A 24,992-nucleotide genomic window follows, 5' to 3' on the forward strand; every position below is an offset into this window, starting at 1 on the left:
TTTTTAATAACTACCTTTATCAAAAAGTTTAAAAACTTTGTTTTAATTATCTACATTATATTATGAAAAATTTTATCTTAGGTTTAGCAGTTTTAAGTACAGGATTGATGAAAGCACAAACCCAGATTATTGCCCACAGAGGGTATTTCCAGGCAGAGCCTCCTACGACTGAAAATTCGATTAAGTCGTTAGAGAATGCTCAGAAATTAAAAGTATACGGCTCCGAGTTTGATGTGAGAATGTCAAAAGACGGAGTTTTGGTCATCAACCACGATGAGCACCATGGAAAAATGGAAATCTCTGAAACTTCTTTTAAAGAACTGGAAGCTTTGAAATTATCAAACGGTGAAAAATACCCTACATTAAAAGATTATTTAAAACAAGGGAAAAAAGATCCGTCAGTAAAGCTGATTGTGGAAATCAAGCCTGCTAAAACTCCGGAACTGGAAAATGAGATTACCGCAAAGACGATCAAAATGATTAAAGATCTGAAGCTGGAATCACAAAGTGAGTTTATTTCTTTCAGCTTAAACATCTGTAAAGAGATTAAAAAACTGGCTCCATCTTTCAAAGTACAATATCTGAACGGAGAATTATCACCGGAACAAATCAAAAAAGAAGGATTGGACGGAATGGATTACCACTACAGTGTCTTCCAGAAAAATCCGACATGGATTGCTGAAGGTAAAGCATTAGGTCTTATTACCAACGCATGGACTGTCAATGACGTTGCAGTATATGATGAATTGAAAAAGCAGGGAATCGGATTTGTAACGACCAATATTCCTGAACAGCTAAAAAATAAATAGTCTTCAAAAATTTATCAGAAATCCCTTCCTCCATCAAGTGAAAATAGGAGATTTATTGAAACAATAAAAACAACAGTCTGTCTCTTACCAAGGGGCAGACTGTTATTTTTTGCATAGGAATTTGCTTTGTTGAAAAGTGATAACCTAAAGAGTATTTTGAATTGATTTTAATTGATTGAAAATCATTTAATTATGATTTTATTGTTATATTATCTCAGGGGAAGACAATAAAGATACGTCAATTAATCTGTAAAAAGGTATTAAAAATGCTTAATTGGTTAAAAGGTTATTAACCAGTTGTTTGTTTGATATTGTTAAGAAAAAATTAACATACCATTTAATAAATATTTAAGAAATGTTAAAATCATATTAAAACCGTAGTCATACTGTCGTTCTAATTTTGCGCAAACAAAAAGGAAATGCGTAAAGAGACACAAAAGCTATTGGTTTTGTCGCTGTTAGGATTAATCAGCGTCAATCTGACAGCTCAGCAGAAAGCTAAAAAAGATACGATTAAAGGACTCGATGAGGTGGTAGTAACTGCTTTGGGAATCAAAAGGCACGACAAGTCTTTAGGGTATTCTACCCAAACCGTTAAATCTGATGAAATTTTACAGACTCAGAACAACAACTGGGCACAATCTTTAGAAGGGAAAGTGGCCGGTTTGAAAATTCAGACCGCCGGAGCCGGACCTCTTGGAACCAGCCGTATCACCCTTCGTGGAGACATCTCAATGAATATGGGAAATAATGGGGCACTGATTGTTGTCGACGGCGTTCCTTTGAGTGATAAAAAAACAGGAACCGGTACCAGTGCGTACGGAGCAGGTTCGGGAGGAGATTTGCCAATTGACTATGGAGATAGTTTCAACAGTATTAATCCTGACGATATTGAATCTGTAAGTATCCTTAAAGGGCCTTCTGCATCTGCATTGTATGGTTCCAGAGGTTCCAGGGGAGCCATTATGATTACCACAAAATCAGGAAAAACTAAAAAGGGACAAATTCAGGTTACCCTAAACTCCTACTCAAGTTATGATACAGTCCTGAAATGGCCGGATTATCAGTATGAATACGGTCAGGGAACCCAACAGAAAGATAAGAACGGAAATTATTACTATTCCTACGGAGCTTCTCCGGATGGAGTAAATACCGGTTCTACCAGCAGCGCTTTCGGGCCGAAATTTGGCGGACAGTATTATTTTCAGTACGATCCAACCATTGAAGGACAAAGCCTGGAAAGACAGCTTTGGAGACCCTATAAAAATAATATTAAAGATTTCTGGCAAACAGGAGCGACCTATTCAAACAGCTTATCAATAGCACATTCTAATGAAACAACAGCGTTCAGAACATCACTTTCTTACCTGAAAAATGAATGGATGATGCCTAATACGGGCTTTAACAGGTTGAACGCAGCCATATCTTTAGATCATAAATTAAGTAATAAAATAAAAATCGGCACCAAAGTCAATTTCAGCCAGACTACCAGCGACAACCTTCCGGCAACAGGATATAATAACCAGTCGATCTCTTATTTCATGATTTTCCAGAACCCGAATGTGGACCTTGAATGGTATAAACCAATCTGGAGAAAAGGGCAGGATCAGGTCGATCAGATTCATCCTTTCAGCTCGTATATCGACAATCCTTACCTTATTGCTTATGAAAATGTAAATACTTCCAATAAAAAGATTCTTACAGGAAATCTAAATATCAGCTATCAGCTGGCAAAGAACTTTGAAATAGCCTATAAATCAGGATTAGAGTGGAGTAACGAAATGCGTACTCAAAGAAGACCATGGAGTTCTGCCAATTATCTGAAAGGATATTACAGAGAATCCTACATAAGATACCTGGATTTGAATAATGATCTCTTATTAACCTACAAAAATAAATTCGGAGATTTTGGGGTAACGGCTTCTGCCGGAGGAAGTATCAGGTACTATGAATCCACTTTGAGTGATTATCGCGCCATCGGGCTTAATAAGGCAGGGCTTTACCAGCTTTCCAATGCAACGTCATTAGACAACAGACTGCCAAAGCCTAATGATAATCAGGTAAACAGTATGTATGCTTTAGCCAACTTCAGTTATAAAGATATGATCTTCGTGGATGTAACGGCCAGAAATGACTGGAGCAGTACGCTTCCAAGTCATAACAGGTCTTATTTTTATCCATCCGTGTCTTCATCTTTTATTTTGTCGGATCTTTTTAAAGTAAAATCAGATAATTTCAACTTTTGGAAACTGAGGCTTTCATGGTCAAAAGTAGGGAATGATACTTACAACTATATGCTTGATAAGTATTATGAAAACAGTGTTTTTTCAGGTTCTGTAGAATCTCCTCTGCTCTATCCGAATCCGGACCTTAAACCGGAAATGATTACCAATATTGAGGGAGGAATGGATTTTACCCTTCTAAAAAACAGATTAACCTTAAACTTTACCGCTTACCAGATCAATTCTAAAAACCAGTCCATTGTAATTCCTGTTTTGTATGAAACTGGTTACAACAAAAGGATTATCAATTCAGGCGAACTGAGAAACAGAGGAATTGAACTGACTTTAAATGCATATCCGATCAAGAATAAAAACTTCTCATGGAGTGTGAATGCCAACTGGTCGATGAACAGAAATAAAATTATATCTCTTCCGGACGAATTCCAGGGACAACCTTATACCATGGCAAGTGTAGGAGGAGTAGTGTATTATAACGCCGTAGTAGGAGGTTCTCTAGGAGATATGTATGGTTACGGCCTGATGTATTCACCGGATGGCAAAGTGATTTACGGTAGTGATGGCTTGACAGCAAAGCCAACTGAAATGAAAAAAATAGGAAATGCCTATCCGAAATGGAGAGCCGGGCTGCAGAATGAATTTAAATATAAAAATTTCACCGTCAGTTTCTCATTCGATGGGCAGTATAAAGGAATGGCTTATTCACAATCCCATCATAAAATGTCTGAACAGGGTAAGCTTGTACATACTCTTGAGGGCAGAGATAACCCGGGTGGTTTGATCGTAGGTCAGGGTGTGGTTCAGAATCCTGACGGAACTTTTTCTCCGAATACAAAAGGAATTCCTGTTTCAACTTACTATGGAGATTATTACAGAAGAGCTAACGTGGAAACCAACTCATTTGATACCTCTTTTATCAAGTTAAGAGATGCAAGAATATCCTATTCATTCCCGAAATCAGTAACCGAATCTCTAAAAATGACCGATATCACACTGGCCTTATTTGGAAGAAACCTTTGGATGTGGACAAAGTTCCCATTATTTGATCCGGAAGCCGCTACCCTTGATGATTCTACCATTACACCAGGGGTGGAAATGGGGCAATTGCCTACCGCCAGAACAGTCGGAATTCAGTTAAATGTAAAATTTTAAAATCAGAAAAATGAAAAAGTTAATCTATATATGTTCATTCCTCGCACTTGTAAGTACAACTGTTTCGTGTGACAGAAGCCTTGATGAGATCAATAAAGATACGAGTAGAATTAATGAGCCTGTGGCCAGTTCATTACTGGTTCCAATACAGTATAATATGACATCGGTAGGCTACAACAGAGCCAATGACTTTACCTTTGATATCATGCAGGTTTCCTTAGACTTTCCCAATGAAGGAAATTCGTTAAGCCGCTATTACATCACAGAAAATACAGGCGCAGGTTTTTGGAATAATTCTTACCGCTGGCTGAAACAGGTCGATGATCTGAAAAAAGCTGCGATTGCTGAAGGTGATAAAAATTACCAGGCTATTTCGATGGTATTAAATGCATGGATCTATTCTAATCTTACCGATACCTACGGGGATGTCCCTTTTTCCGAAGCTTCCAGACTGGATGATGGTATTTTACAACCTAAATTTGATCAACAGAAACAGATTTATGTGAGTTTACTTAATGATTTAAAAACCGCAAATTCACTTTTTGTTACCAATAAAATGCTTTCCGGTGGAGACCTTTTTTACAAATCCGATAGTGATGTTAATGGAATTGCCAATTGGAAGAAATTCTGTAATTCTCTTTCTTTAAGACTTTTGACAAGGATTCTTAGTAAGGATGGAGAAGTGAACGTGAAAGAAAGAATCCAGGAAATTGTAAACAATCCGACGGTATTTCCTATTTTCCAAAGTAATGCAGATGCAACCAAGGTAGATATTTCAGGAGTCTCTCCGTTAATGCCTCCTATTGCAAGACCGCAGGATTTTACAACAGGAAGAGCGGCTTCAGATTTTTTTGTTCAGACTGTACAGGGAAATAATGATCCCCGTATGGCTATGTTTTTCACTCAGGCTAAGGATTTAAAAAATGTAAATATCGGTTACGTAGGAGCTCCTTCAGGATATCCTTTCGGAACAGTCTTCAATTACCAGCCATCAAATCTTAACCAGAATCTGGCAAAAGCCCCCTTAAAGATTTTTGTTTATCCTTACGCTGAGCTTCAATTGACCCTTTCAGAATTGGCTTTAAAAGGAATTATAACTGGAAGTGCAAAAACTTTCTATGAAAATGGGGTGAAAGCATCCATCGAGCAATGGGGAGCTGTGGTTCCGGCTAATTATTTCGACAATCCTAAGGTTGCGTACGATGCAGATATTAAGAAAATTATGCTTCAGAAATATATTGCACTCTTCTTTGTGGATCAGCAGCAATGGTTTGAAAAAAGAAGAACAGGCTTCCCGATATTACCAAACAACGGAGGATTGCTAAATAACGGCGATCTTCCTCAAAGGTTAATGTATCCACCGAATCCAAAGGTACTGAACACCACAAACTATCAGGCAGCTGTTCAGCAAATGGGTGGTGATAATATCAATGTAAAAATGTGGTGGAGTAAATAGTTTTTTTAGAATTAAAAATAAAAATAAAAGATAAAGATGAGTCCTAAAATAAAATTTTTGATGCCATGTCTGCTGATTTCTGCAATGGCATTCTCACAATCGTCTGTCTCAGGATATGTATACGAGGACAGCAATAAGAATCAAAAGAAAGAAAACCGCGAAAAAGGAATTGAAGGAGTTGCCGTTTCCAACGGAGTTCAGGTGGTTTTAACAGATAAAAACGGACGGTACAGTCTTCCGGTTCAGGAGGATCAAACCATTTTTGTCATCAAACCTTCAGGGTACCAAACTGCTTTGAATAACAACAATCTGCCCCAGTTTTACTATCATCATAAACCAAAAGGTTCGCCGGCAGATTTTAAATATAAAGGAGTGGCACCCACTGGAGAACTTCCCAAGGAACTGAATTTCCCGCTTTACCAACAGAATGAAAATAAAAATTTTGATATTCTGGTTTTTGGTGACCCACAGCCTTATACCGAAAAAGAACTTGATTACTTCAAAAGAGGAATCGTTAACGAGGTGAAAAATACCAAGAAAAATGCAGTACTGGGAATCAGTTTAGGAGACCTTGTAGGAGATAACTTAAGCCTGCAGAAACCCTATGCAGATGTTATGAAAGAAGTCGGACTGCCCTGGTACAACGTAATGGGAAATCACGATATGAATTACGATGCCAAAGAAGACCGTTTATCAGACGAAACTTTTGAATCCAATTTTGGTCCGGCTAACTATTCATTTAACTATGGAAATGTACACTTCATTATTTTGGATGATATTTTGTATCCAGATCCGAGAGATGGCAAAGGATACTGGGGTGGCTTTCGTGAAGATCAGCTTCAGTTCGTTGAAAACGATTTGAAACTCGTCGATAAAAATAAACTGATCGTTATATCATTCCACATTCCGTTGGAGCATAAAAATGAAGACAGTTTCAGAAATGCAGACCGTCAGAAATTATTTGATTTCCTGAATCCATTTCAAAATGTATTACTTTTATCTGCCCATACCCATATTCAGCAACAGATTTTTTATGGTAAAAAAGAAGGCTGGAAAGGGATGAAAGATCTTCATGAGTACAATGTGGGAACCACTTGTGGCGACTGGTATTCCGGTACCCCGGATGAAATCGGATTGCCAACTTCAACCATGAGAGATGGCACGGCCAAGGGATATTCGTTCATCAGCTTCACAGATAACCAATATAAAGTGAAGTATAAAACGGCCGGAAAACCTGAAGATTATCAGATCAGATTATATGTTCCGAAAGTCATTCCTTTCCCATCAAAAACATCGGCAAAAGTATTGGCTAATTTCTTCATGGGAAGTAAAAATGACAAAGTAGAATACAGGATAGACAACGGGAAATGGGAAGAAATGGAGTATGATGAAACGATAGATCCAAATTTTGCCCTTTCTGTCTTCAAATGGGATACAACGGAGAAAATTTTAACCGGTAGAAGACCTTCCAATCCTGAGATGTCAAAGCATATCTGGGAAGGAGATTTTCCTAAAAAATTAGCTTTGGGCAAACATAAAGTGGAGGTAAGAGCTATAGATAGGTATGGAAATGAGTTTTCAGCTTCAGAAGAATTTGAAGTACAGAATTCTATCCAGATTCCTTAAGACTTTTAATTTTTTACTATACTTTTTTTAGATTTTGGAACCGGCTCGTATTGAGCCGGTTTTGTTGTTACGGTCTATTTTTAATTTTAATTTAAAAGTCTCTCCGCAATCTGGGAATCCAGGTTTTGCTGTTAATGTATTATTTTCAGAATAAAATAAATGTTGAGACTTTGAATATAAAGTCAGAAATTGAAAAGGACTTTATAGAATAGTCATTAAAAAACTATTAAATATCTGTTCTCCCCACTCTGTAAAAATGTTCTTTCGTAACTTTGTAAGACGTAAAAGTATTAGATTATGAATATAAACGGAAAAAATGCCATCGTAACTGGTGGTGGAAGAGGTTTAGGAAAAGCTGTAGCAATAGCTTTAGCTCATGAAGGAGTGAATGTAGCCATCACAGGAAGAAACGAAGAAAATCTTAAAAATACAGTTGAAGAAATCCAAAAACTGGGAGTGAATTCAGCCTATGCCATATTCAGTATTGATGATGAAGCTGCTGTAAAAGCAGGTATTGAAACTTTAGCTGAAAAATTAGGCGGAGTGGATATCCTGGTTAATAATGCTGGAATCGGCGATTTCGGAACCATAGAAGATATGCCTTCTGAAACTTGGGAGCAGGTCATTAAAACCAATTTGTTCGGAGTATATTATGCTGCAAAAGCTGTTCATCCCTTCATGAAAGCCAAAGGAGAAGGTGATATCGTCAATGTAGCCTCTACAGCCGGATTGAAAGGAGGCCCGAATATGTCAGCATATGCAGCTTCCAAGGCAGCCGTGGTTTCTTTATCACAATCTATGATGGCAGAATGGAGAAAACAAAACATCCGTGTGATTACATTAACTCCAAGTACCATTGCTTCAGATATGTCTATCCAGGGAGGCCTTACAGACGGAAACCCTGATAAAGTACTTCAGCCAGAAGATTTTGCAGAATGGGTAAGAGATATTTTGAAAATGAACAGAAGAGCATTAATTGCCAATGGTTCTATTTTCTCTACAAATCCTTAATAAATTGAAAATTGATTTCAGTTGTAAGATACAATCAATGGGAGCGGGCTTTAGCCCGCTCTTCTTATTGAATCCCCTTCCATTGGCTTTAGCCAAAACTTAAAAATTCAAACGAATCATTCAATAAAAACACATAAGAATTCCCGGCTTTGGCCAAAACTTATCCTTTCCATTTTTGTAACAATAATAACATTAGTATTTTTGCAACAAATTATTCACATGCAAAATTATTTAGAATTCGATTTCAAAATTTCTCCGCTTCAACCATGGAACGAAATTTTAATGGCAGAGCTTATCGAAATAGGTTTTGACAGTTTCACAGAAGAGCTGGAAGGTATTTTAGGATATATTCAGAAAGATGTATTTAAAGAAGAGGACTTGAAAGCTTTACCGCTTTTTCAAAATGAAGACGTGAAAATAGAATACAGTTTCAAGGAAATGCCTAATATCAACTGGAACGAAGAATGGGAAAAGAATTTTGAACCCATCAATATCGATGATAAAGTATTGATCAGAGCAGAATTCCATGAGTCTGTACCGGGAATGCATGAAATTATTATCCAACCTAAAATGTCATTTGGGACAGGACATCATCCGACAACACACCTGATGATCCAGCAGATGATGGACATCGATTTCAACGGTAAAAAAGTGCTGGATATGGGATGTGGAACTTCTGTGCTGGCGATTTATGCAAAACAGCAGGGAGCAGGAGATACTAAAGCGATTGATATCGACGAATGGTCCGTAGAAAACTCAAAAGAAAATTCGGTTAGAAACGGTGTTGAGCTTGATATCGAGCAGGGAACTGCTGATAACCTAGGAAAAGAAAATTATGATATTATCTTAGCCAATATCAACAGGAACATCCTTATTTCTGATATCCCGACTTATGTTTCTGTACTGAATAAAGGTGGAAAATTATTGCTTTCAGGACTATGTTTCTTTGATGTAGATGATATTCTTGAAGTTTGTAAAGAAAACGGACTTGAATTGAAAAAACAGCTGCAACGTGAAGAGTGGGTAAGCCTTCTGCTTGAAAAATAATACAAAAACAAAATAACAAATATGAAAACTTTATGGACAGCTTTATTTGTAATGACGTTGCACTTTTTTGCAGCTCAGGAAAATGAAGTATATGCAGACGGAGTTTTTGGGTTTGAAGACAATAAAGCCCAGAAAATTTTTACAGATTGGACGAGAATCAGAAAGGAACCTGGTGTTAACGCTCAGATTTTAGATTCCTTATCTACCAACCAGCAGGTAATGATTCTTAAGAAAGAGGAGGCCGTTCCCGTTTTGCAATTGGGGGAAAGGAAAGCCAATTGGTATAAAATCTCCTACCAAAAGGGTGATGTTACTTCTGAAGGATATGTTTGGGGTGGCAATCTTTGTGTAGGCTATCGCAATAAAAATGGCTATGCTTTTCTTTTTGGACTTTCAAAAACCGTGGACCGGAAGAATAAAGAGTTTGCCGATATCATCGAAAAACAGAATATCGCAGGGGTAAAAGTGATGGAAGGAAATACGCTGCTGGATGAGGTTTATTTTAATACCGGAAGAGGAGAAGAGCTTAATACTGCTGCTTTTACTATTGAAAGCAATCACAAACTGGAAAATGTTGAATTTACCTTAAAAGCAATGGTTTCCGGCGAAGCTTGTGGTATTGCGACATATGATCAATATATCCTTTTTAAAGATAAAAAATTAATTGCACTTCCTCAATTAATGAATGTTGGTGATGCCGGAGTGTTCTATCATAGCGAAACCTATGTTTTTCCTAATGATAAAGGAGGTATTCCCAATGCATTTATCCTTAAAACAGAAGATGCTGAGACAGATGAAAAGAATAGCGAAACAAAAAAACGCTCTTCCAAAACCTATCTATGGAACGGAAATTTGTATAAACTTAAATAAGTTTTAAAATAAATAGACTTTAGACCACTGTATAATGCAGTGGTTTTTTTGTGCCTCAAAGTCTTTCTTGTAAAGGCTTGGGAAGTAAAATGTTAATTTGCAAATCAAGTGGAAAGATTTTATTTTTACATGAGATAAAAAACGAACAGATGAGCTTTATTGACGATTTGCTACCGATTATATTTTCCATTTTTGTAGGAGGTATCATTGGGATTGAAAGAGAATATCAGCTGAAGTCGGCTGGTTTGAGAACCATGATTTTGGTAACTTTGGGTTCCTGTATGTTTACGATGCTTTCTGCGAGTCTTGGCGCGGGATCCAGCCCGGATCGTATCGCTGCCAATATTATTACAGGAATTGGTTTTGTAGGAGCAGGAGTTATCTTTAAAGAAGAAAACAGGGTTTCGGGATTGACAACCGCTGTTACCATATGGATTTGTGCCTCCTTAGGAATGACGATAGGAGCCGGATATTATACTGAAGCTATTATTGGTTCTGTGGCAGTGTTTTTATTGCTTATTGTATTCAAGTACGTTCAGAATGTTATCGATAGGATAAGTACCCGCTATACCTACCAGGTGACCCTTCCTTATCATGAAGATGCCGTGGAGAAATATGAAAATATTTTTAAAGAACATCATTTACAGTCCAGAAGAGGAAAGCAGATGAGAAGCGGTGAAAAATTTACCATTGTATGGCTTGTTCAGGGAGCTGCTCAAAATCATGCAAGCTGTGCAAAAGTTTTGCTTAATGATAAGACGATTGAAGAATTTAAATTTTAAAGAATACTTTCGATATTTAGCAAAAAAAATAGGATTGGTATCAACCAACCCTACCAAACATGATTAAGTGTATAGTTTAGCCATTAGATGGCTATAAGGAATTTACAGTGCACAAAAAAGATTTTTATTGACCCTTAATCAATGTTTGATTAAATCAATTAAACTAACTTCTCTATTGATCTCTGTTTACAATGTAAATCTACTAGGAATTCTTAGCTGTGAAGGTGAAAGTTAAGCTGACACCGCAAAATTGGACAGTGAACCGGAATTTTCACTCCATGAAACGTATCGCAGAGTTTTGTGGATGACGATTTGATCTACTCAAAAATAAGGATGACAGTTCCTATGATGATCAGGACAGCTCCTATAGCTGTTTTTAAGGTTAAAGATTCGCCGAGAAAAATTACCGATAACACAATGGTTAAAGCAACACTCAATTTATCTACAGGAGCTACCTGTGTTACTTTACCTATTTGTAATGCTTTAAAATAAAATATCCAGGAAAGGCCTGTTGCAACACCGGAAATAACGATATAAATAAGATTATGGCGGGAAAGTGCCGGAATTCCTTTATATTCACTTCGGGCAAATACGATTCCCCATGCAACCAGTAAAATGATGATACTTCTGATAGCGGTAGCAAGGTTTGAGCTCACTCCTGTTATTCCGATTTTAGCGAAAATTGCTGTCAGTGAAGCGAAAAAAGCTGAAAGAATTGCGTATACCCACCACATATTTTTTAAGTTTTAAAAATTATTGATCTGTACCATTATTAGTCGTCCGAATAGTTGATTGGAACCATACTATTAGTTAATTAAAGTTAGGAATAAAAACTATAGATTTTATAAAATTAAAAGGGAATGATATATCTTCATTTGGAAAACAGAGATTCTGTTACAACCTCCCTTAATTGAGATACCTTCTTTGGTTTAATTCTTCTGAACTTTGTAATACCAAAAAATAATATGTTTAACCTTATTAAAAATAATATGCAAACAATATTAGGAGCCAACGGACAGATTGGTGAAGAGCTGGCAAGAGAATTAAAAAGAAATTTTACCTCTGCTATTCGCATTGTCAGCAGAGATGCAAAAAAAGTAAACGATACTGACGAATTGTTCCCGGCAGATTTATCCATCCGTGAAAAAGCCATTGAAGCACTTAAAGATACTGAGATCGCCTATTTTACATTAGGTCTTCCGATAAGTTCTGACCTTTGGGAGAAGCAGTTTCCTTTGATTGTGAAAAATGTGATAGAAGCCTGTAGAATTAACGGAACCAAACTTGTGTTCTTTGATAACACTTATATGTATCCTCAGGATGACAGAATTTTAACCGAAAATACCATTTTTGCTCCGGTTGGGAGAAAGGGAAGAGTAAGAAAACGAATGACAGAAATGGTCTTAAAAGCAATGCAATTGGGAGAGATTGAAGCGGTTATCTGTCGGGCACCCGAATTTTATGGCCCCGGTAAGACGCAAAGCATTACCAATACCTTGATTTTTAATAATATCAGAGACCGTAAAAAACTGAGGGTGCCATTAAGTATTACAAAAAAAAGAAGTTTAATATGGACTCCTGATGCCAGCCGCGCAACAGCACTGATAGGAAATACTCCAGATGCATTTGGGCAAACCTGGCATCTTCCTGTCGATAAAAGTCACCCAACTTATCAGGAATTTATCAGAATAGCATCCGGAATCTATGGAAAGGATCTGAAGTATTCGGTCATTCCTAAATTTGTCTTTAAAATGGGAGCTTTATTTAATGAAAAATTAAAAGAATTATTAGAATTGCTGCCCAGATATGAGCATGACAATATTTTTGATGATTCAAAATTCAGAAGCAGGTTCCCGGAATTTAAGGTGACAACCTATAAGGAGGGAATTAATCAGATTAAAAATGAGCAGCTTCAAGAAAAATAAAATCAGTAAATTAGTGATGAATACATCCGAAAGCCAACCTATGAAAACTCCGGAGAAAGTTTCATCGATTCATGCACTGCACACCTTTCTGGGATTGAAGAAGCCTTCAAATCCGTTGATCAGTGTATTCAGTTTCGATGAGGTGAAACTGGAGCAGGAAACAATTCTCAATACCATAACAACCGACTTTTATGTTGTTACCTTAAAAAAGGATTGTGCGGGAGGAAAGTGCAGATATGGGCAGCAGTATTACGATTTTGATGAAGGGATCATGTATTTTATTGCTCCTCATCAGGTATTGCAATTTGAAGATATTCTTCTGAATGATGTAAAGGGATTTGTTTTGATGGTGCATCCTGATTTTTTATACGGTCATTCTTTGGCAACAAAGATTAAAGAATACGGATACTTTTCTTATTCTTCCAATGAAGCGTTATACCTTTCAGAAAAAGAAGAACGATCCATCATGGATATTATTGGTAATGTAGAGCAGGAAATACATGCCAATATGGATTCCTTTACCCAGGACTTAATAGTGTCTAATCTGGATTTGCTGCTGAAATATTGTGATCGCTTTTATAACCGCCAGTTTTTAACCAGAAAAAAGGTTAATAGTGACCTGCTTTCAAAGCTGGAAGCTCTGTTGGATGATTATTTTAAGAATGATCAACTGATTCTTACCGGTATTCCGACTGTCCAATTTATAGCAGATCAATTGAACCTGAGCGCAAATTACCTCAGTGATATGCTTCGGGTACAAACAGGGCAAACCACGCAACAGCATATCCAGAACCGACTGATCGATAAAGCAAAAGAAATGCTGTCTGCGACGGAAATGTCGGTTTCAGAAATTGCTTATCAATTGGGATTTGAGCATCCACAATCTTTTCACAGGTTATTTAAAAACCGTACTTCTTTGTCTCCATTGGAATTTAGAGCAACATTTAATTGATTTGTTGATTTTCTATTGCTGTAAAAAAGATTTACAAAAGTTACGAGTGCTTTCATTGATCGCAGAAGGATTCGAACCTTTGACCGTCCCGATAATAAATTGGGATGCTCTATCTTACCTTTATTAGCAGTAAATTTTTAGATTTTAAAAAATGTACATAAAACAAAAAACCTCACCATAAAAATATGATGAGGTTTTTAGTGAGCGCGAAAGGATTCGAACCTTTGACCGTCCCGATTATAAATCGGGATGCTCTATCTTACCTTTATTAGCGATAAATTTATAGATTTTAAGAAATACATATAAAACAAAAAACCTCACCATAAAAATGATGAGGTTTTTAGTGAGCGCGAAAGGATTCGAACCTTTGACCGTCCCGATTATAAATCGGGATGCTCTATCTTACCTGTATTAGCAGTAAATTTTTAGATTTTAAGAAATGAATGTAAAACAAAAAACCTCACCATAAAAAATGATGAGGTTTTTAGTGATCGCGAAAGGATTCGAACCTTTGACCGTCCCGATTATAAATCGGGATGCTCTATCTCGCTTGTATTATCAATAAATTTTTAGATTTTAAGAAATGTACATAAAACAAAAAACCTCACTATAAAAATATGATGAGGTTTTTAGTGAGCGCGAAAGGATTCGAACCTTTGACCGTCCCGATTATAGATCGGGATGCTCTATCTCGCTTGTATTATCAATAAGTTTTAGGATTTTAGCTTTACTTTTCCATGATTTCACTTCTCGTTCTCTCTTGTATGCGTCTTTTTTTGAGCTAAATTCTTCTGTATAAATTATAATCCAGTCTTTAACTTTTGCAGTAAATCCTTTGTGATCTGACATATGCTTTCTTAACCTTTCTTGTAGGTCTTCACAAGAATGTCCGATATAATATTTATTTAAGGATTTTGAATAAAGGATATAACAGTAACACATTAGGCTAATGTAAAACAAAAAACCTCACCATAAAAAATGATGAGGTTTTTAGTGAGCGCGAAAGGATTCGAACCTTTGACCGTCTGCTTAGAAGGCAGATGCTCTATCCAGCTGAGCTACGCACCCATTTGTAATTTTGAGAAAATTACTAAAACAGTCGGGGCGGCAGGATTCGAACCTGCGACCTCCTGGTCCCAAACCAGGCGCGATGACCGGACTACGCTACGCCCCGAGGCAGTCATCATAACAATGATATTTTTACAACTGTAAAATACAATGTTTTTGAAACAAAAAAACCCACAAAAACTGTGAGCCTTTTGGTGAGCGCGAAAGGATTCGAACCTTTGACCGTCTGCTTAGAAGGCAGATGCTCTATCCAGCTGAGCTACGCACCCATTTGTAATTTTGAGAAAATTACTAAACAGTCGGGGCGGCAGGATTCGAACCTGCGACCTCCTGGTCCCAAACCAGGCGCGATGACCGGACTACGCTACGCCCCGAGATGGCCATCAATAACGAATTTTACTTCGTTTTTGCGGTTGCAAAGGTACAATACTTTTTGGAATAAAAAAATAAATTATAGGATAATTTTTAATTAATTTTTCGTGACGACTTTTTTATTAACTTTACCCAATTCATAACCATTGACTTATCTTATTTAAGAAAAGAAAAAAAAATTTTTAAGTATTGATCTCCACTTTAAAAAAACTTTATTTCAAAAACAATTTTCACCCTTGTATTGGAGCAGATACTTTTAAAATTAACCCTGTTAACGAAAAACTACTACTATGAATTACTTTGTATATGGACTCGAGCATATTTATAGAGATGAAACTCACACGGCTTTCAAGTTTTTAGGGTATTTTGATGATATGGAAATGCTCGAAAAATCAAAAATAATCGCTTTAGAGCTACCTGGATTTAGTACCTATCCTGATGGAATGGTTACTAGAAAGTATGAATTAAACAAAATTCACTGGCGAAATGGATTTGATGGTGTTGTAGGGGAAATCGGAAGAGACTATTTACATAAAGAAGATATAATAACTGAAAAAAGCAAGTCTATAAAAGAGTTGAACTTAGAATATATTTTTCAGGTTAGCCATGCTTGTACTATTGATACTTATTTAGATGATGAAAGAACCCTTGGAGTATTTTTAAATGAATATAAAGCTAATGATGTTGTCAATAATTGTAAAAAGATGATGGGATTTAAAGACTATCCTGATGATTTTATCATTGGTCGGTTTACTTTAAATAACTTACTATGGACTTCAGGTTTTTAAATTTATGATATTGAACTACCAGTTTTTAACTGCAATTTTAACTTGAGTTTTGAAAGGTTTATGGGTTATAAATCCTTAACAATTCAATAATAAATCCCAACCTTTCGTTCATAGAGAGGTTGGGATTTTGTTTACATACCTTTATCTTTGCCTCATGAAACGATTAATGCTTGTGTGTTTACTTTTTCCGCTACTTATGTTTTCTCAAACTACCGGAAAAGTAATTAAAATTTCAGATGGGGATACCATTACCATCCTCTTAAAAGGAAACCAACAGAAAAAACTCAGGCTGGCCGAAGTCGATTGTCCTGAAAGCGGGCAGCCATTCGGAAAAAGTGCCAAACAATTTACCTCTTCTCAGGTATTTGGAAAGATGATTAATTTTACTGAAACGAGTACAGACCGTTACGGACGTTCCATTGCCAAAGTATATTATGATAACGGAAAATACCTTTCTAAAGAGTTGATTAAGGCGGGTATGGGTTGGTGGTATTTTTCCTATTCTAAAGATACTTCATTAGGAAAACTGCAGGAGAATGCCCAACGTGAAAAGATTGGTCTATGGCAGGATGTACATGCCGTTGCTCCCTGGGAATACAGAAAAATGAAACGGGAATTGAGAAATAAGAAAAATGAATTGGCTAAAGATCAATTAAAAACTAAAGGAGCTGCTTAATTTTTGATGAAGGGATTTTATCCTAAAAAATCCGGAGGACAGACCCTCCGGTATCATGATGAAATAAATGTAATTAAACCTGGAACTTATGTATTAATCAAAACTTAAAAACGATTACATCCAGATTTTTACAAAAGTACTTTGATCTGTTGTTTTAAAGGTTGTCCCAATCATTCAATATGTTGCTTTTTTTATACCAATGATTGATGGAAATTACCATAAAATTGGAAAAAACAAACCGGAAAAGATCAATGTTCTTTCCCGGTTGTTTTCATTATTTGTGTGTCTGTGAATGAGGTTGGTATATTTGAACTTCGTGTTTTTATTGTGAGAAAGTCTAATTACCGGCCATCCAGTAAGACCATTTGTTTCCATTGAATACAGCTAACCTTTTAGCCCCGTTTTTACGAATGAAAATGATCATCCCGGGAGAAGGGTTGGGAATCTCATCAGTACTTTCTGCTGAAGGAAGCAAGAGGGCCTTTGTTTGAGATTCCAACACCAATACTCCGCTGGCTGTGGAATTGTTGGAACCGATAATCACCTTTGCATTCGATTCTTCCAAAATCTGAGCGTTTGTGGGTTGATCAGAAAGAACTGAAGTTAGATCAGCATCCTGTCCGCTCAGATCAATCCATGATCCGTTGTAATATTTTATCCTTGAAGAGGTATTGGTCGCCGCATCAAGAAGAAGGGTGCCTTCTGTTGGAGAAGAGGGCAGAGTGCGCGTGTAAGGAAGTATAATTCCTTTATTTTGTCCGTTCGGAAATTCAAGTAAAACAGATGTTTTATTGGATGCAGAGCCTGTAGTATCGCCAATGATTACCTGTGAAAATATGGTCTGTGATATCACCGCAGATATAATGATAAGTAGCTTTTTCATATATTAATACAAGATTTTAATTATGGACATGTTGGTTTTGAAAAGCAGCTCCATACTCCATCTGCAAATACTTTAAGACATTTATCAGTTAGGTCATACACTATCATTCCTTCCACAGGATTGGTGATATTACCTAAAGAAGCTTTTTCTATACGAGTGATTACAAATCCTTTATTATTGGACTCCAATACCATATGCGCCGAATTTCTTGTGGTAGGCCATGTATTATTTCCTGCTCTTTTTAATGTTGTTATTCCGAATTTAGAATTGATACCTGCTGAGACTGAGTTTTTGTCTTCGTAACAAACGGTTTGGACATTTGGTGTTGATGAGGAACTGTTATTCGAAGTGTCCGGATCGTTTATATCACCCGTAATATTTGCTGTGTTCGTATAATTTCCGGCGTAATTCACTTTTGTTGTGATATCTAAGGTGGTTGAACTTCCATCATTTAAATTTCCGATAGTCCATACCCCTGATGAATTATTGTAAGAACCGGTAGCGGTTGAAGCATTGATAAAAGTGTAACCGTCCGGTAACTGATCAGTAACTTTAACATTGGTGTTATTTGATGCTCCGCTATTTTGAGCCGTTAGTGTAAAAATGACATTAGTACCGCTTTTAGGAGTAGGGTTGTTTACTGATTTTGTTATTGAAAGATTACTTTCCAATAAAGAGATTCCCATCATCACCTGATCGCCGGTTCCGCTTTGCCAATTAGCCTGTTGCCCGGATCCACGCATCGTGAGCCTTAGAGTAAGACTTGTAATCCCTTTCCCGGTCACCAGCACTGAGCCTGATCCGGAATTGGCTCCTGAAGTAGAAGGCGTTGGGGCTGTATTGTGAATGGTAGTAGAGGTTACCATGAAATTATTTGAGTTTCCGGAAAGCCTTGAGAATGTTACAGGAATATTTGAAGATACGTATTCAAAACCTGCAGTAAGCCCCATAGAACCTTGTACACCACCCATGCCACCTATATGAAGAATAGGATTATCAACTGGTCGGTTGAATGTAATAACAAGATCAGCCATTTGATAAGTACCATTGGTAGATTGTCCGGACAGTACTGAAGAATTGACAAATAAGCCAATCCCTCTGTTAAACCCGGTATTTATACCCGTTCCTGTTGAGGCACCGGAAGAAGTGAAATTGTTATTGGCAGGGCTTCCTATTGAATTTAACAACGGAAAAATAGGTGCTGATGCATTGTTAATCGCAGATCCGATACTGGCCGCTGAGTTATACTGCATATTGGAAATAGTGAATGTTGCTTTTAACTGGGGAGCGTACAAAGAAAATGTATCTCCGCCGGGGTTATTCGTATTTTTATTAAAGCTAATGACAGTAGAAGTCACCGGCCCATTTCCGGTAGGATTTCCGTCACCTGATGCAGTTGCAAATTCCAGATTGGGAGCTGTTTGGCCAAATAAAGGGAATAAAGAACCTATTGATAACAAGAGAAGAATCGGTATTTTTCTATCCATAATTGGTAAATGAATTTAGTAGAGGAATCTATTGATGATTGTTTTAAAACGTGACAAAAGTATCGGATTGTTTTGTGGATACATGCTAGCAAATTATCCAGATTGTTATGGATTTTATACCATCTTTTAGGGCTGTTAATAGAAATTATAAAATATGCAACTATTTGAATAATAGGTATATGTGGAATTATTGTAGATTTGTTTTAAGAAAAAATGAAAATCCCGGTGTTCAGGATTTTCATCAGAGAAAAATATTGAGCGTTGTTAAGATATTTATGACTTACAGGTCTCGAATGACTTATATTAAAGTCCGCGATACAAAATGTTTTTCCCGATATCCTGAAGGCGGCATTCCTGTATGTTTTTTGAAAAAACTGGAAAATGTAGACATTTCATAGAAGCTATATTCTAAGGCGATTTCTTTAATGGGAATTCGCGTATTAGCCAGATATGATTTTATGCCCTGTATGACTTCTCCGTTGATGACTGCAGTAGCGGTGCTGGAGTAATACTTTCTACATAGAATAGTCAGATAATTGGAGGTGATACCAAGTTGTTCCGAATAAAACGTAACTGAACGGTTTTCTTTATGATGAAGAATAACCAGCTTTAGAAATTTTTTAAGAAGTAGGGGAGGCTGGCCGTCGTTCCCTGGCAGATGGTCATAAATTTCTCTGCTGATCATCATTGAAATAATATGTAGGCGGTATTTAATGATTTGCTGTATTCCTAGTTCCATACTAAGCTCATCCCGGATTCCGATGCATTCTTTTACGATTTTACTGAACACCTCAGGAGTCAGATTGATTACCGGATTTTTTTTATAATACGCAAAAGAATGTTTCAGATGTTGGCTTACTAATCTGAAAAGCTCATTAGAAATATGTATTTCGTGAACAATAGCATCCGGACTTAACTGATAGAATAATGTTTGTTCCGGAAAGTAAAGATGCATCTGAAAAGGATTGATTTTGTAAGATACCTCATCCATAACATTGAGACCGTTACCTTTTTCAAAAAGCATAAGAATAAAGTAATCGTAAGTGATAAAATCATAATACTGATGGGTATTTCCTATTGTTTTAAAATATAAAACCTCAGATGATGACTGTAGTGTTTCCTGAAGATATTTAAATGTCTGCATAGAATATTTTTTACATTTTTTTTCCGGAAAGTATCATTTGAATTGAATAATTCACTTTCAGTGCAATCGTTATAAGATAGCGCAGTTCAGGATCTACATAAGAATAATGCTATGATGTAAGCTGATAAAGAATTTTAATAATCAGGGGTTTCATAGGAATATGCAAAGCCGGGCTTTTCAAATGTTTACCTGTAGAACGTAGTGTCGGAAGATTTGGATTGTAAAAATAAATGATTAGTTTTTCGGGAATAGATATGGAATTATTTAATTACTTATAGAATTTATAGATAAATGGTTTTTGTAACTGGAGATAATCAAAAAAATAAAAGGCTGATGGTCTGGAATCGATTGTGATTCACCAATGAAATAGAAGACTTGATTGTAAATGTTTTTATAAAATCGTTAATTTTTATTATAAAAATGACAAACGATGTTATGATTTGAATAAATTGATGAATAATATATATAATAATCAAAGAACGATTGCTTGCTAATTTTGCAATATAAATCGATTGTCTATTTGAATTGACCTCAATGCAGAGATTCAAATAAATCAATCTGGTAAAATGAAATAGTATGCAAAATTTAATAAAAATAATACTGTCTCCACTGCTGCTCGTAATGTCGATGACTTTTAACAAAGTTCAGGTTGACATAGATGTGAAGACTCTTAATGCCACTTCAGAGATAACAGAAGATTCTCAGAAAACAGATGTAAATCTTATTGGTGATCAGCTAAAACCAAAGATAATCAGTGCAATGTCGCTCAGGATGGTGTAATTGCATACTCTCTCTCTGCGTCAATACAGATTCCAGAGAGCGAAGTGATTCATCTACGATTCTAAAAACACACAACGTACGATTTCAGCAGATGATATGATCTGTTTTGTTACCCCATTTTTCTTTTGAATATTTTTTTGTCTAATTATTTTATCAATCACTTTTTTATGGATGAAAAAATACATCATCAATCTGTCTCAGACAGCTTTCAGTATAATCTTAATGCCTATAATGGAGTATTGTATCAAGAATTAATTGATAATTGCCTGTTTGAGAAAGAAGTGAATACTGATTATTTTACCGTTATTTTATTCGAAAAAGCAGATGGCACGCACACCATTGATCTTGTTGAATTTCCACTGAAAGAATTCCAGATGCACCTCGTTTTTCCAGGGCAGATTCATCAGTGTAATTATGAAAACTGTATTAAAGCTTATCGGTTTGTTGTTTCCAGGCAAATACTTGATACTTTTGGTAACTATCTGATGTTTCCTTTTTCTTTCTATATGAAGCATCCCAGCTTTAAGCTTTCCTCCGAGATATTTTACAGGATTCTTTACGAATTTCAGAACATTTATCATGAGCTTCAGCACAATGAAAATATCTGGGAAATTGTACTGCCGAGGATAAGAATACTTACTTTAATGATTAGTAAAGAAGCCTGCAGGCTTTTCTTCATTGATGATGAAAATGCGGCCACTAAAAAGCTTGCAGAATTCTTTAAATTGGTCATACTGCATTTCAGAGCAGAAAAGAATGTGAAGTTTTATGCAGATAAAATGTCATTAAGTCCCAATTATCTTAACATTATCTGCAAACGATATTTTAATAAAACGGCTTCATCCATCATCAATAATGAATTGATACTTGAAATTAAAACATTACTGATTAATTCTAATAAATCCATTAAGGAGATTGCGTTTGATCTTGGATTTAAAGACCTGTCCGGATTTTCGGTTTTTTTTAGCAACAATACGGGAATGTCTCCCCGTGATTTTTTATTAAAATACCATAAGAGTAAGATCGGGTAAAAAATTATAACCGGGTTTTTAATATAACATGTTGACTATGTAAAGGCATTGGTCAATCGTATGGTCATAGCCTGTACAATCAAAATTTTTTAAAATGAAACAATTATTATCAGGAAAGGGTAGTGAAGCAAACGATATTATATATGTCGAGTGCAGCGATCAGGATATTCGTAAAATAGGAACGGTCCTGAAAGATGATTTTCTGTCTATTTTTTTGTTTAAAAAAGGGAAGGGGATTCACACCATTGGATCAGAAAAGCATCCTATACAAAAAAGGCATGTTCATATGGTATTTCCGGGACAAATGCATGGATTGACGTTTACGGAGCCTACTTATTTTCATCTCATTATTATATCTAAGCATAAATATGCAGAATTGATGGGAGGTGTACAGATTCCGGCCATTGTTTATCAGAAATTGCCTGTTATTAATATTTCCAAAGAGACATTTGCTTTACTTGAAAAAGAATGCAGAGATATCGCATTTGAAACTCTTGAGCATTCATGTGTGATGCAGTATATTATTTATGCAAAAACAAAAATTATCCTGCAAAGTCTCAGTAGGGAAATACGAAAAACCTCCGGGGATTTTCAGGTATATGATCAACATCCCGTATTATTTATGTTTATTGTTTTAATCAGGAAATATTTTAAAGAAGAAAGAACTGTAAATTTCTATGCGGGCCATCTGGGAATCACACCCAATTACTTGAATGTACTTTGTAAAAAACACCTGAAGAAAACAGCTTCTGTAGTGATCGATATGGTCGTTATTCCGGTTATCAAGAAAGAGATCATTACTTCTGATGATTTGCTTATCAATATTGCCTACGATTACAGCTTCCAAAACTATGTTCATTTCTCAAGATATTTTAAAAAATACGTAGGAGTATCTCCCACAGCTTATCGAAAACAGGTCTGAAATTAATTTTATATTGAAAATTAGCTGATTTTAAAATTATTCACACGCCGGATAGGCATAAAAATTGTTTTTCACAAAAAAATAAGGACTCCAAGGTGAATAAGATATACATAGAAAAAGATCTTGAGTGGGAAGATCAGATTACAGACCATATTACCTATATTCCTGTGGCAGGAGCAAGTGAAATGTCTAATTTTCGCTCTCCTGATTCCTATGTATTTATTTTTTTTGAAAAATGTAAAGGGGTGCACTCTGTTGACTTTTTAGAATATCACGAGTCAGATCATCAGATTCATATATCATTTCCCGGCCAGATCCATTCGTGGAAGACGGAAATTGCGGTTGGACATAAGCTTATTGTTTCAAGGAAATTTGTAGAAATGAATTTATTCGGGACAAAATTCTCTTCGCAACATCTTAATAATTTGCCTATTGTTACCCTTTCCGAGAGCCAATCCAATAAATTGCGCAATGAATTTATTTTGCTTAATCAGGAAATTCAGGATAAAACCATTCGTTCTAAAATAATCAGCCTGAGAACTCAATTGATTATTAATCTGATCAGTCATATGGTTAATGAAAATAGTATTGATGAGGTTGATCAAGTTAAAATTTCTCCCATCGTTTCTAATTTCTCCCGCTTAATTGAGGCTCATTTTCCGGAATCAAAATCCGTGAAGTTTTATGCAGACAAACTAGCGGTAACACCCAATTATCTTAATATTTTGGTGAAAGGTGAAACGGGGCAGACTGCCAAAGATATAATCGATTCAAGAGTAGTGCTGGAAGCGAAGAGAATGCTTTTAGGAACCAGTCAAACCATTAAGGAGATCTCGCTTGACCTGGGTTTTCACTCCATCCCTTTTTTTTCTGCTTATATCTATAGAAAAACAGGATTTTACCCGAAACGATTTCGCGAAACGGGAATGTAACTATATTTTTCTTTTTCAATTAAAGATCACTGGTAATCCGTTTTAATTTCCTTGTTGATATAAAATCCTAAAGTATTTGAATAATATCTGATATTCTAAAAACTGCCATTAAACTTATTTTTGAAAGAGCCGTAGTTAATAATGAATAAATCCGATATCGAATGAACTTTAAAGAGATCCACATTGGGAAATTAATCAAAATAAAAGTAGAAGAGCTGGAAATTAATGAAGACCGTATTTCTAATTTTTTTAAGTTACCGATAACGGAAATCAGACTCATGTATGATAGTCAGAATATCTCAACAGACCACTTACTCAGATGGTGCAAACTCCTTGAATATGATTTTTTCAGGCTGTATTCGCATCATCTCATTCTTTATGCACCGTTATCCGCAAAATCGAATTCAAAAGAAACGAAAAGCTCATCATCTTTACCTGTTTTCAGAAAGAATATCTATAGCCGGGAGTTGATAAGTTTTATCCTGGAGCAGATTGAAAGTGGAGAAATGACCAAAAATCAGGTGATCACAGAATACAGAATCCCCAAATCTACCTTAAATAAATGGAGCTTAAAATACTCTGAAAACCGGTCTTCTTCTGAATTGTGAAATATGTAATGAGTTAGAATGAAAAATATAAACGAACCCGATTATAAAAGAATTTATAACGATCTCATTAAAAAAAAGCTACCTCATAAGGAGAAGTATTGCAGTAAGATTTTGAGCAAAGATAAATTGGAAATCCTCGATGTGATCAACTTAAACTCCATATTATTTGGAGCTCATCCTGAAAATCAGAAATATAAGGCTTACAATAAAAAGGCTGTAAAAAAAATCCTTACCTATCAGAAAAAACATAACCTGAATAACCTTGAATTGGCAGGAGTTTTTTCCCTTAGCCGGAATACCATTACCAAATGGAAAAGATCGATAAAAGTGTAAGGAAATCATCTGTTTTTATACAAATGGTAAAACAATCTAAATGAATCCAAAACAAAAACCTCACTAAAAATAGTAAGGTTTTATTGATATGGTCCCTG

The 24,992-nt window shown here is 35.9% G+C and carries 23 protein-coding genes and 4 tRNA genes; 18 read left to right on the top strand and 9 right to left on the bottom strand.

Annotated elements, in window-relative coordinates; genetic code table 11:
* Window positions 1–62: 62 nt before the first annotated feature.
* The 8 genes from EG342_RS12175 (at window position 63) to EG342_RS12210 (ending at window position 10,993) form a co-directional block, all read left to right on the top strand.
* Window positions 63–809 (top strand): glycerophosphodiester phosphodiesterase, encoded by a 747-nt coding sequence (locus EG342_RS12175; RefSeq protein ID WP_103293589.1) that lies wholly within the window; start codon window positions 63–65, stop codon window positions 807–809.
* 419 nt (window positions 810–1,228) lie between these two features.
* Entirely contained in the window at window positions 1,229–4,201 is a 2,973-nt protein-coding gene (locus tag EG342_RS12180; RefSeq protein ID WP_103293588.1) for a SusC/RagA family TonB-linked outer membrane protein, read from the top strand.
* 10 nt (window positions 4,202–4,211) lie between these two features.
* Window positions 4,212–5,657 carry a SusD/RagB family nutrient-binding outer membrane lipoprotein gene (locus EG342_RS12185; protein ID WP_103293587.1) on the top strand — a complete coding sequence of 482 codons (1,446 nt, stop codon included), beginning with the start codon at window positions 4,212–4,214 and terminating at the stop codon, window positions 5,655–5,657.
* Window positions 5,658–5,717: 60 nt separating this feature from the next.
* Window positions 5,718–7,283: a calcineurin-like phosphoesterase C-terminal domain-containing protein gene (locus EG342_RS12190; RefSeq protein WP_103293611.1), complete on the top strand. Its 1,566-nt coding sequence runs from the start codon at window positions 5,718–5,720 to the stop codon at window positions 7,281–7,283.
* A gap of 297 nt (window positions 7,284–7,580) precedes the next feature.
* Window positions 7,581–8,294, top strand: a complete 714-nt coding sequence (locus tag EG342_RS12195; protein WP_103293586.1) for a 3-ketoacyl-ACP reductase — start codon at window positions 7,581–7,583, stop codon at window positions 8,292–8,294.
* A 219-nt stretch (window positions 8,295–8,513) separates the two neighbouring features.
* The gene (gene prmA, locus EG342_RS12200) at window positions 8,514–9,341 is read left to right on the top strand and encodes a 50S ribosomal protein L11 methyltransferase (RefSeq protein ID WP_103293585.1); all 828 of its coding nucleotides are present in this window, start codon (window positions 8,514–8,516) and stop codon (window positions 9,339–9,341) included.
* Window positions 9,342–9,362: 21 nt separating this feature from the next.
* Window positions 9,363–10,211, top strand: coding sequence for an SH3 domain-containing protein (locus EG342_RS12205; RefSeq protein WP_103293584.1), 849 nt, complete (start codon window positions 9,363–9,365; stop codon window positions 10,209–10,211).
* 149 nt (window positions 10,212–10,360) lie between these two features.
* Window positions 10,361–10,993 carry an MgtC/SapB family protein gene (locus EG342_RS12210; protein WP_103293583.1) on the top strand — a complete coding sequence of 211 codons (633 nt, stop codon included), beginning with the start codon at window positions 10,361–10,363 and terminating at the stop codon, window positions 10,991–10,993.
* A gap of 317 nt (window positions 10,994–11,310) precedes the next feature.
* On the opposite strand, the gene EG342_RS12215 is transcribed toward EG342_RS12210, so the two are convergent.
* Window positions 11,311–11,727: an EamA family transporter gene (locus EG342_RS12215; RefSeq protein ID WP_103293582.1), complete on the bottom strand. Its 417-nt coding sequence runs from the start codon at window positions 11,725–11,727 to the stop codon at window positions 11,311–11,313.
* A gap of 255 nt (window positions 11,728–11,982) precedes the next feature.
* Here EG342_RS12215 and EG342_RS12220 point away from each other — a divergent pair, with 255 nt between their 5' ends.
* Both EG342_RS12220 and EG342_RS12225 read left to right on the top strand, forming a co-directional pair.
* On the top strand, window positions 11,983–12,918 hold the full coding sequence (locus EG342_RS12220) for an NAD-dependent epimerase/dehydratase family protein (RefSeq protein ID WP_103293610.1): 936 nt from the start codon (window positions 11,983–11,985) through the stop codon (window positions 12,916–12,918).
* A gap of 40 nt (window positions 12,919–12,958) precedes the next feature.
* Window positions 12,959–13,870, top strand: a complete 912-nt coding sequence (locus tag EG342_RS12225) for a helix-turn-helix domain-containing protein (protein WP_103293609.1) — start codon at window positions 12,959–12,961, stop codon at window positions 13,868–13,870.
* A gap of 669 nt (window positions 13,871–14,539) precedes the next feature.
* Here the strand turns inward: EG342_RS12225 and EG342_RS12230 are convergent.
* The 5 genes from EG342_RS12230 to EG342_RS12250 form a co-directional block, all read right to left on the bottom strand.
* Window positions 14,540–14,812, bottom strand: coding sequence for a GIY-YIG nuclease family protein (locus EG342_RS12230; RefSeq protein WP_103293581.1), 273 nt, complete (start codon window positions 14,810–14,812; stop codon window positions 14,540–14,542).
* 52 nt (window positions 14,813–14,864) lie between these two features.
* Window positions 14,865–14,938, bottom strand: a tRNA-Arg gene (locus EG342_RS12235).
* Between the two features lie 31 nt (window positions 14,939–14,969).
* Window positions 14,970–15,044 (bottom strand) — tRNA-Pro (locus EG342_RS12240).
* Between the two features lie 86 nt (window positions 15,045–15,130).
* Window positions 15,131–15,207, bottom strand: a tRNA-Arg gene (locus tag EG342_RS12245).
* A 30-nt stretch (window positions 15,208–15,237) separates the two neighbouring features.
* A tRNA-Pro gene (locus EG342_RS12250) sits at window positions 15,238–15,312 on the bottom strand.
* A 288-nt stretch (window positions 15,313–15,600) separates the two neighbouring features.
* Here EG342_RS12250 and EG342_RS12255 point away from each other — a divergent pair.
* Window positions 15,601–16,098, top strand: coding sequence for a hypothetical protein (locus EG342_RS12255; RefSeq protein WP_103293580.1), 498 nt, complete (start codon window positions 15,601–15,603; stop codon window positions 16,096–16,098).
* Window positions 16,099–16,252: 154 nt separating this feature from the next.
* A complete protein-coding gene (locus EG342_RS12260; protein WP_103293579.1) occupies window positions 16,253–16,774 on the top strand; it encodes a thermonuclease family protein in 522 nt (173 codons plus the stop codon).
* 337 nt (window positions 16,775–17,111) lie between these two features.
* On the opposite strand, the gene EG342_RS12265 is transcribed toward EG342_RS12260, so the two are convergent.
* From EG342_RS12265 to EG342_RS12275, 3 genes are all read right to left on the bottom strand, one after another.
* Entirely contained in the window at window positions 17,112–17,657 is a 546-nt protein-coding gene (locus EG342_RS12265) for a hypothetical protein (RefSeq protein ID WP_103293578.1), read from the bottom strand.
* Window positions 17,658–17,677: 20 nt separating this feature from the next.
* Window positions 17,678–19,144, bottom strand: coding sequence for a DUF11 domain-containing protein (locus tag EG342_RS12270; RefSeq protein ID WP_103293577.1), 1,467 nt, complete (start codon window positions 19,142–19,144; stop codon window positions 17,678–17,680).
* Window positions 19,145–19,442: 298 nt separating this feature from the next.
* Window positions 19,443–20,288, bottom strand: coding sequence for a helix-turn-helix domain-containing protein (locus EG342_RS12275; protein ID WP_103293576.1), 846 nt, complete (start codon window positions 20,286–20,288; stop codon window positions 19,443–19,445).
* Between the two features lie 576 nt (window positions 20,289–20,864).
* On the opposite strand from EG342_RS12275, the gene EG342_RS12280 reads away from it, so the two are divergent.
* The 6 genes from EG342_RS12280 to EG342_RS12305 all read left to right on the top strand — a co-directional run bounded on the left by EG342_RS12280 (window position 20,865) and on the right by EG342_RS12305 (window position 24,894).
* Entirely contained in the window at window positions 20,865–21,068 is a 204-nt protein-coding gene (locus tag EG342_RS12280) for a hypothetical protein (RefSeq protein ID WP_123868089.1), read from the top strand.
* 167 nt (window positions 21,069–21,235) lie between these two features.
* Window positions 21,236–22,099: a helix-turn-helix domain-containing protein gene (locus tag EG342_RS12285; protein WP_103293575.1), complete on the top strand. Its 864-nt coding sequence runs from the start codon at window positions 21,236–21,238 to the stop codon at window positions 22,097–22,099.
* A gap of 94 nt (window positions 22,100–22,193) precedes the next feature.
* A complete protein-coding gene (locus EG342_RS12290) occupies window positions 22,194–23,021 on the top strand; it encodes an AraC family transcriptional regulator (protein ID WP_103293574.1) in 828 nt (275 codons plus the stop codon).
* A gap of 95 nt (window positions 23,022–23,116) precedes the next feature.
* Complete coding sequence (locus EG342_RS12295; RefSeq protein WP_103293573.1) at window positions 23,117–23,953, top strand: helix-turn-helix domain-containing protein; 837 nt, start codon at window positions 23,117–23,119, stop codon at window positions 23,951–23,953.
* Window positions 23,954–24,114: 161 nt separating this feature from the next.
* Window positions 24,115–24,561, top strand: coding sequence for a transposase (locus EG342_RS12300; protein ID WP_103293572.1), 447 nt, complete (start codon window positions 24,115–24,117; stop codon window positions 24,559–24,561).
* Between the two features lie 18 nt (window positions 24,562–24,579).
* The gene (locus EG342_RS12305; protein ID WP_103293571.1) at window positions 24,580–24,894 is read left to right on the top strand and encodes a transposase; all 315 of its coding nucleotides are present in this window, start codon (window positions 24,580–24,582) and stop codon (window positions 24,892–24,894) included.
* The last annotated feature ends 98 nt before the right edge of the window (window positions 24,895–24,992 follow it).

Origin of the sequence: Chryseobacterium lactis (assembly GCF_003815875.1) — a bacterium.
In the GTDB taxonomy this organism is placed as follows: domain Bacteria; phylum Bacteroidota; class Bacteroidia; order Flavobacteriales; family Weeksellaceae; genus Chryseobacterium; species Chryseobacterium lactis.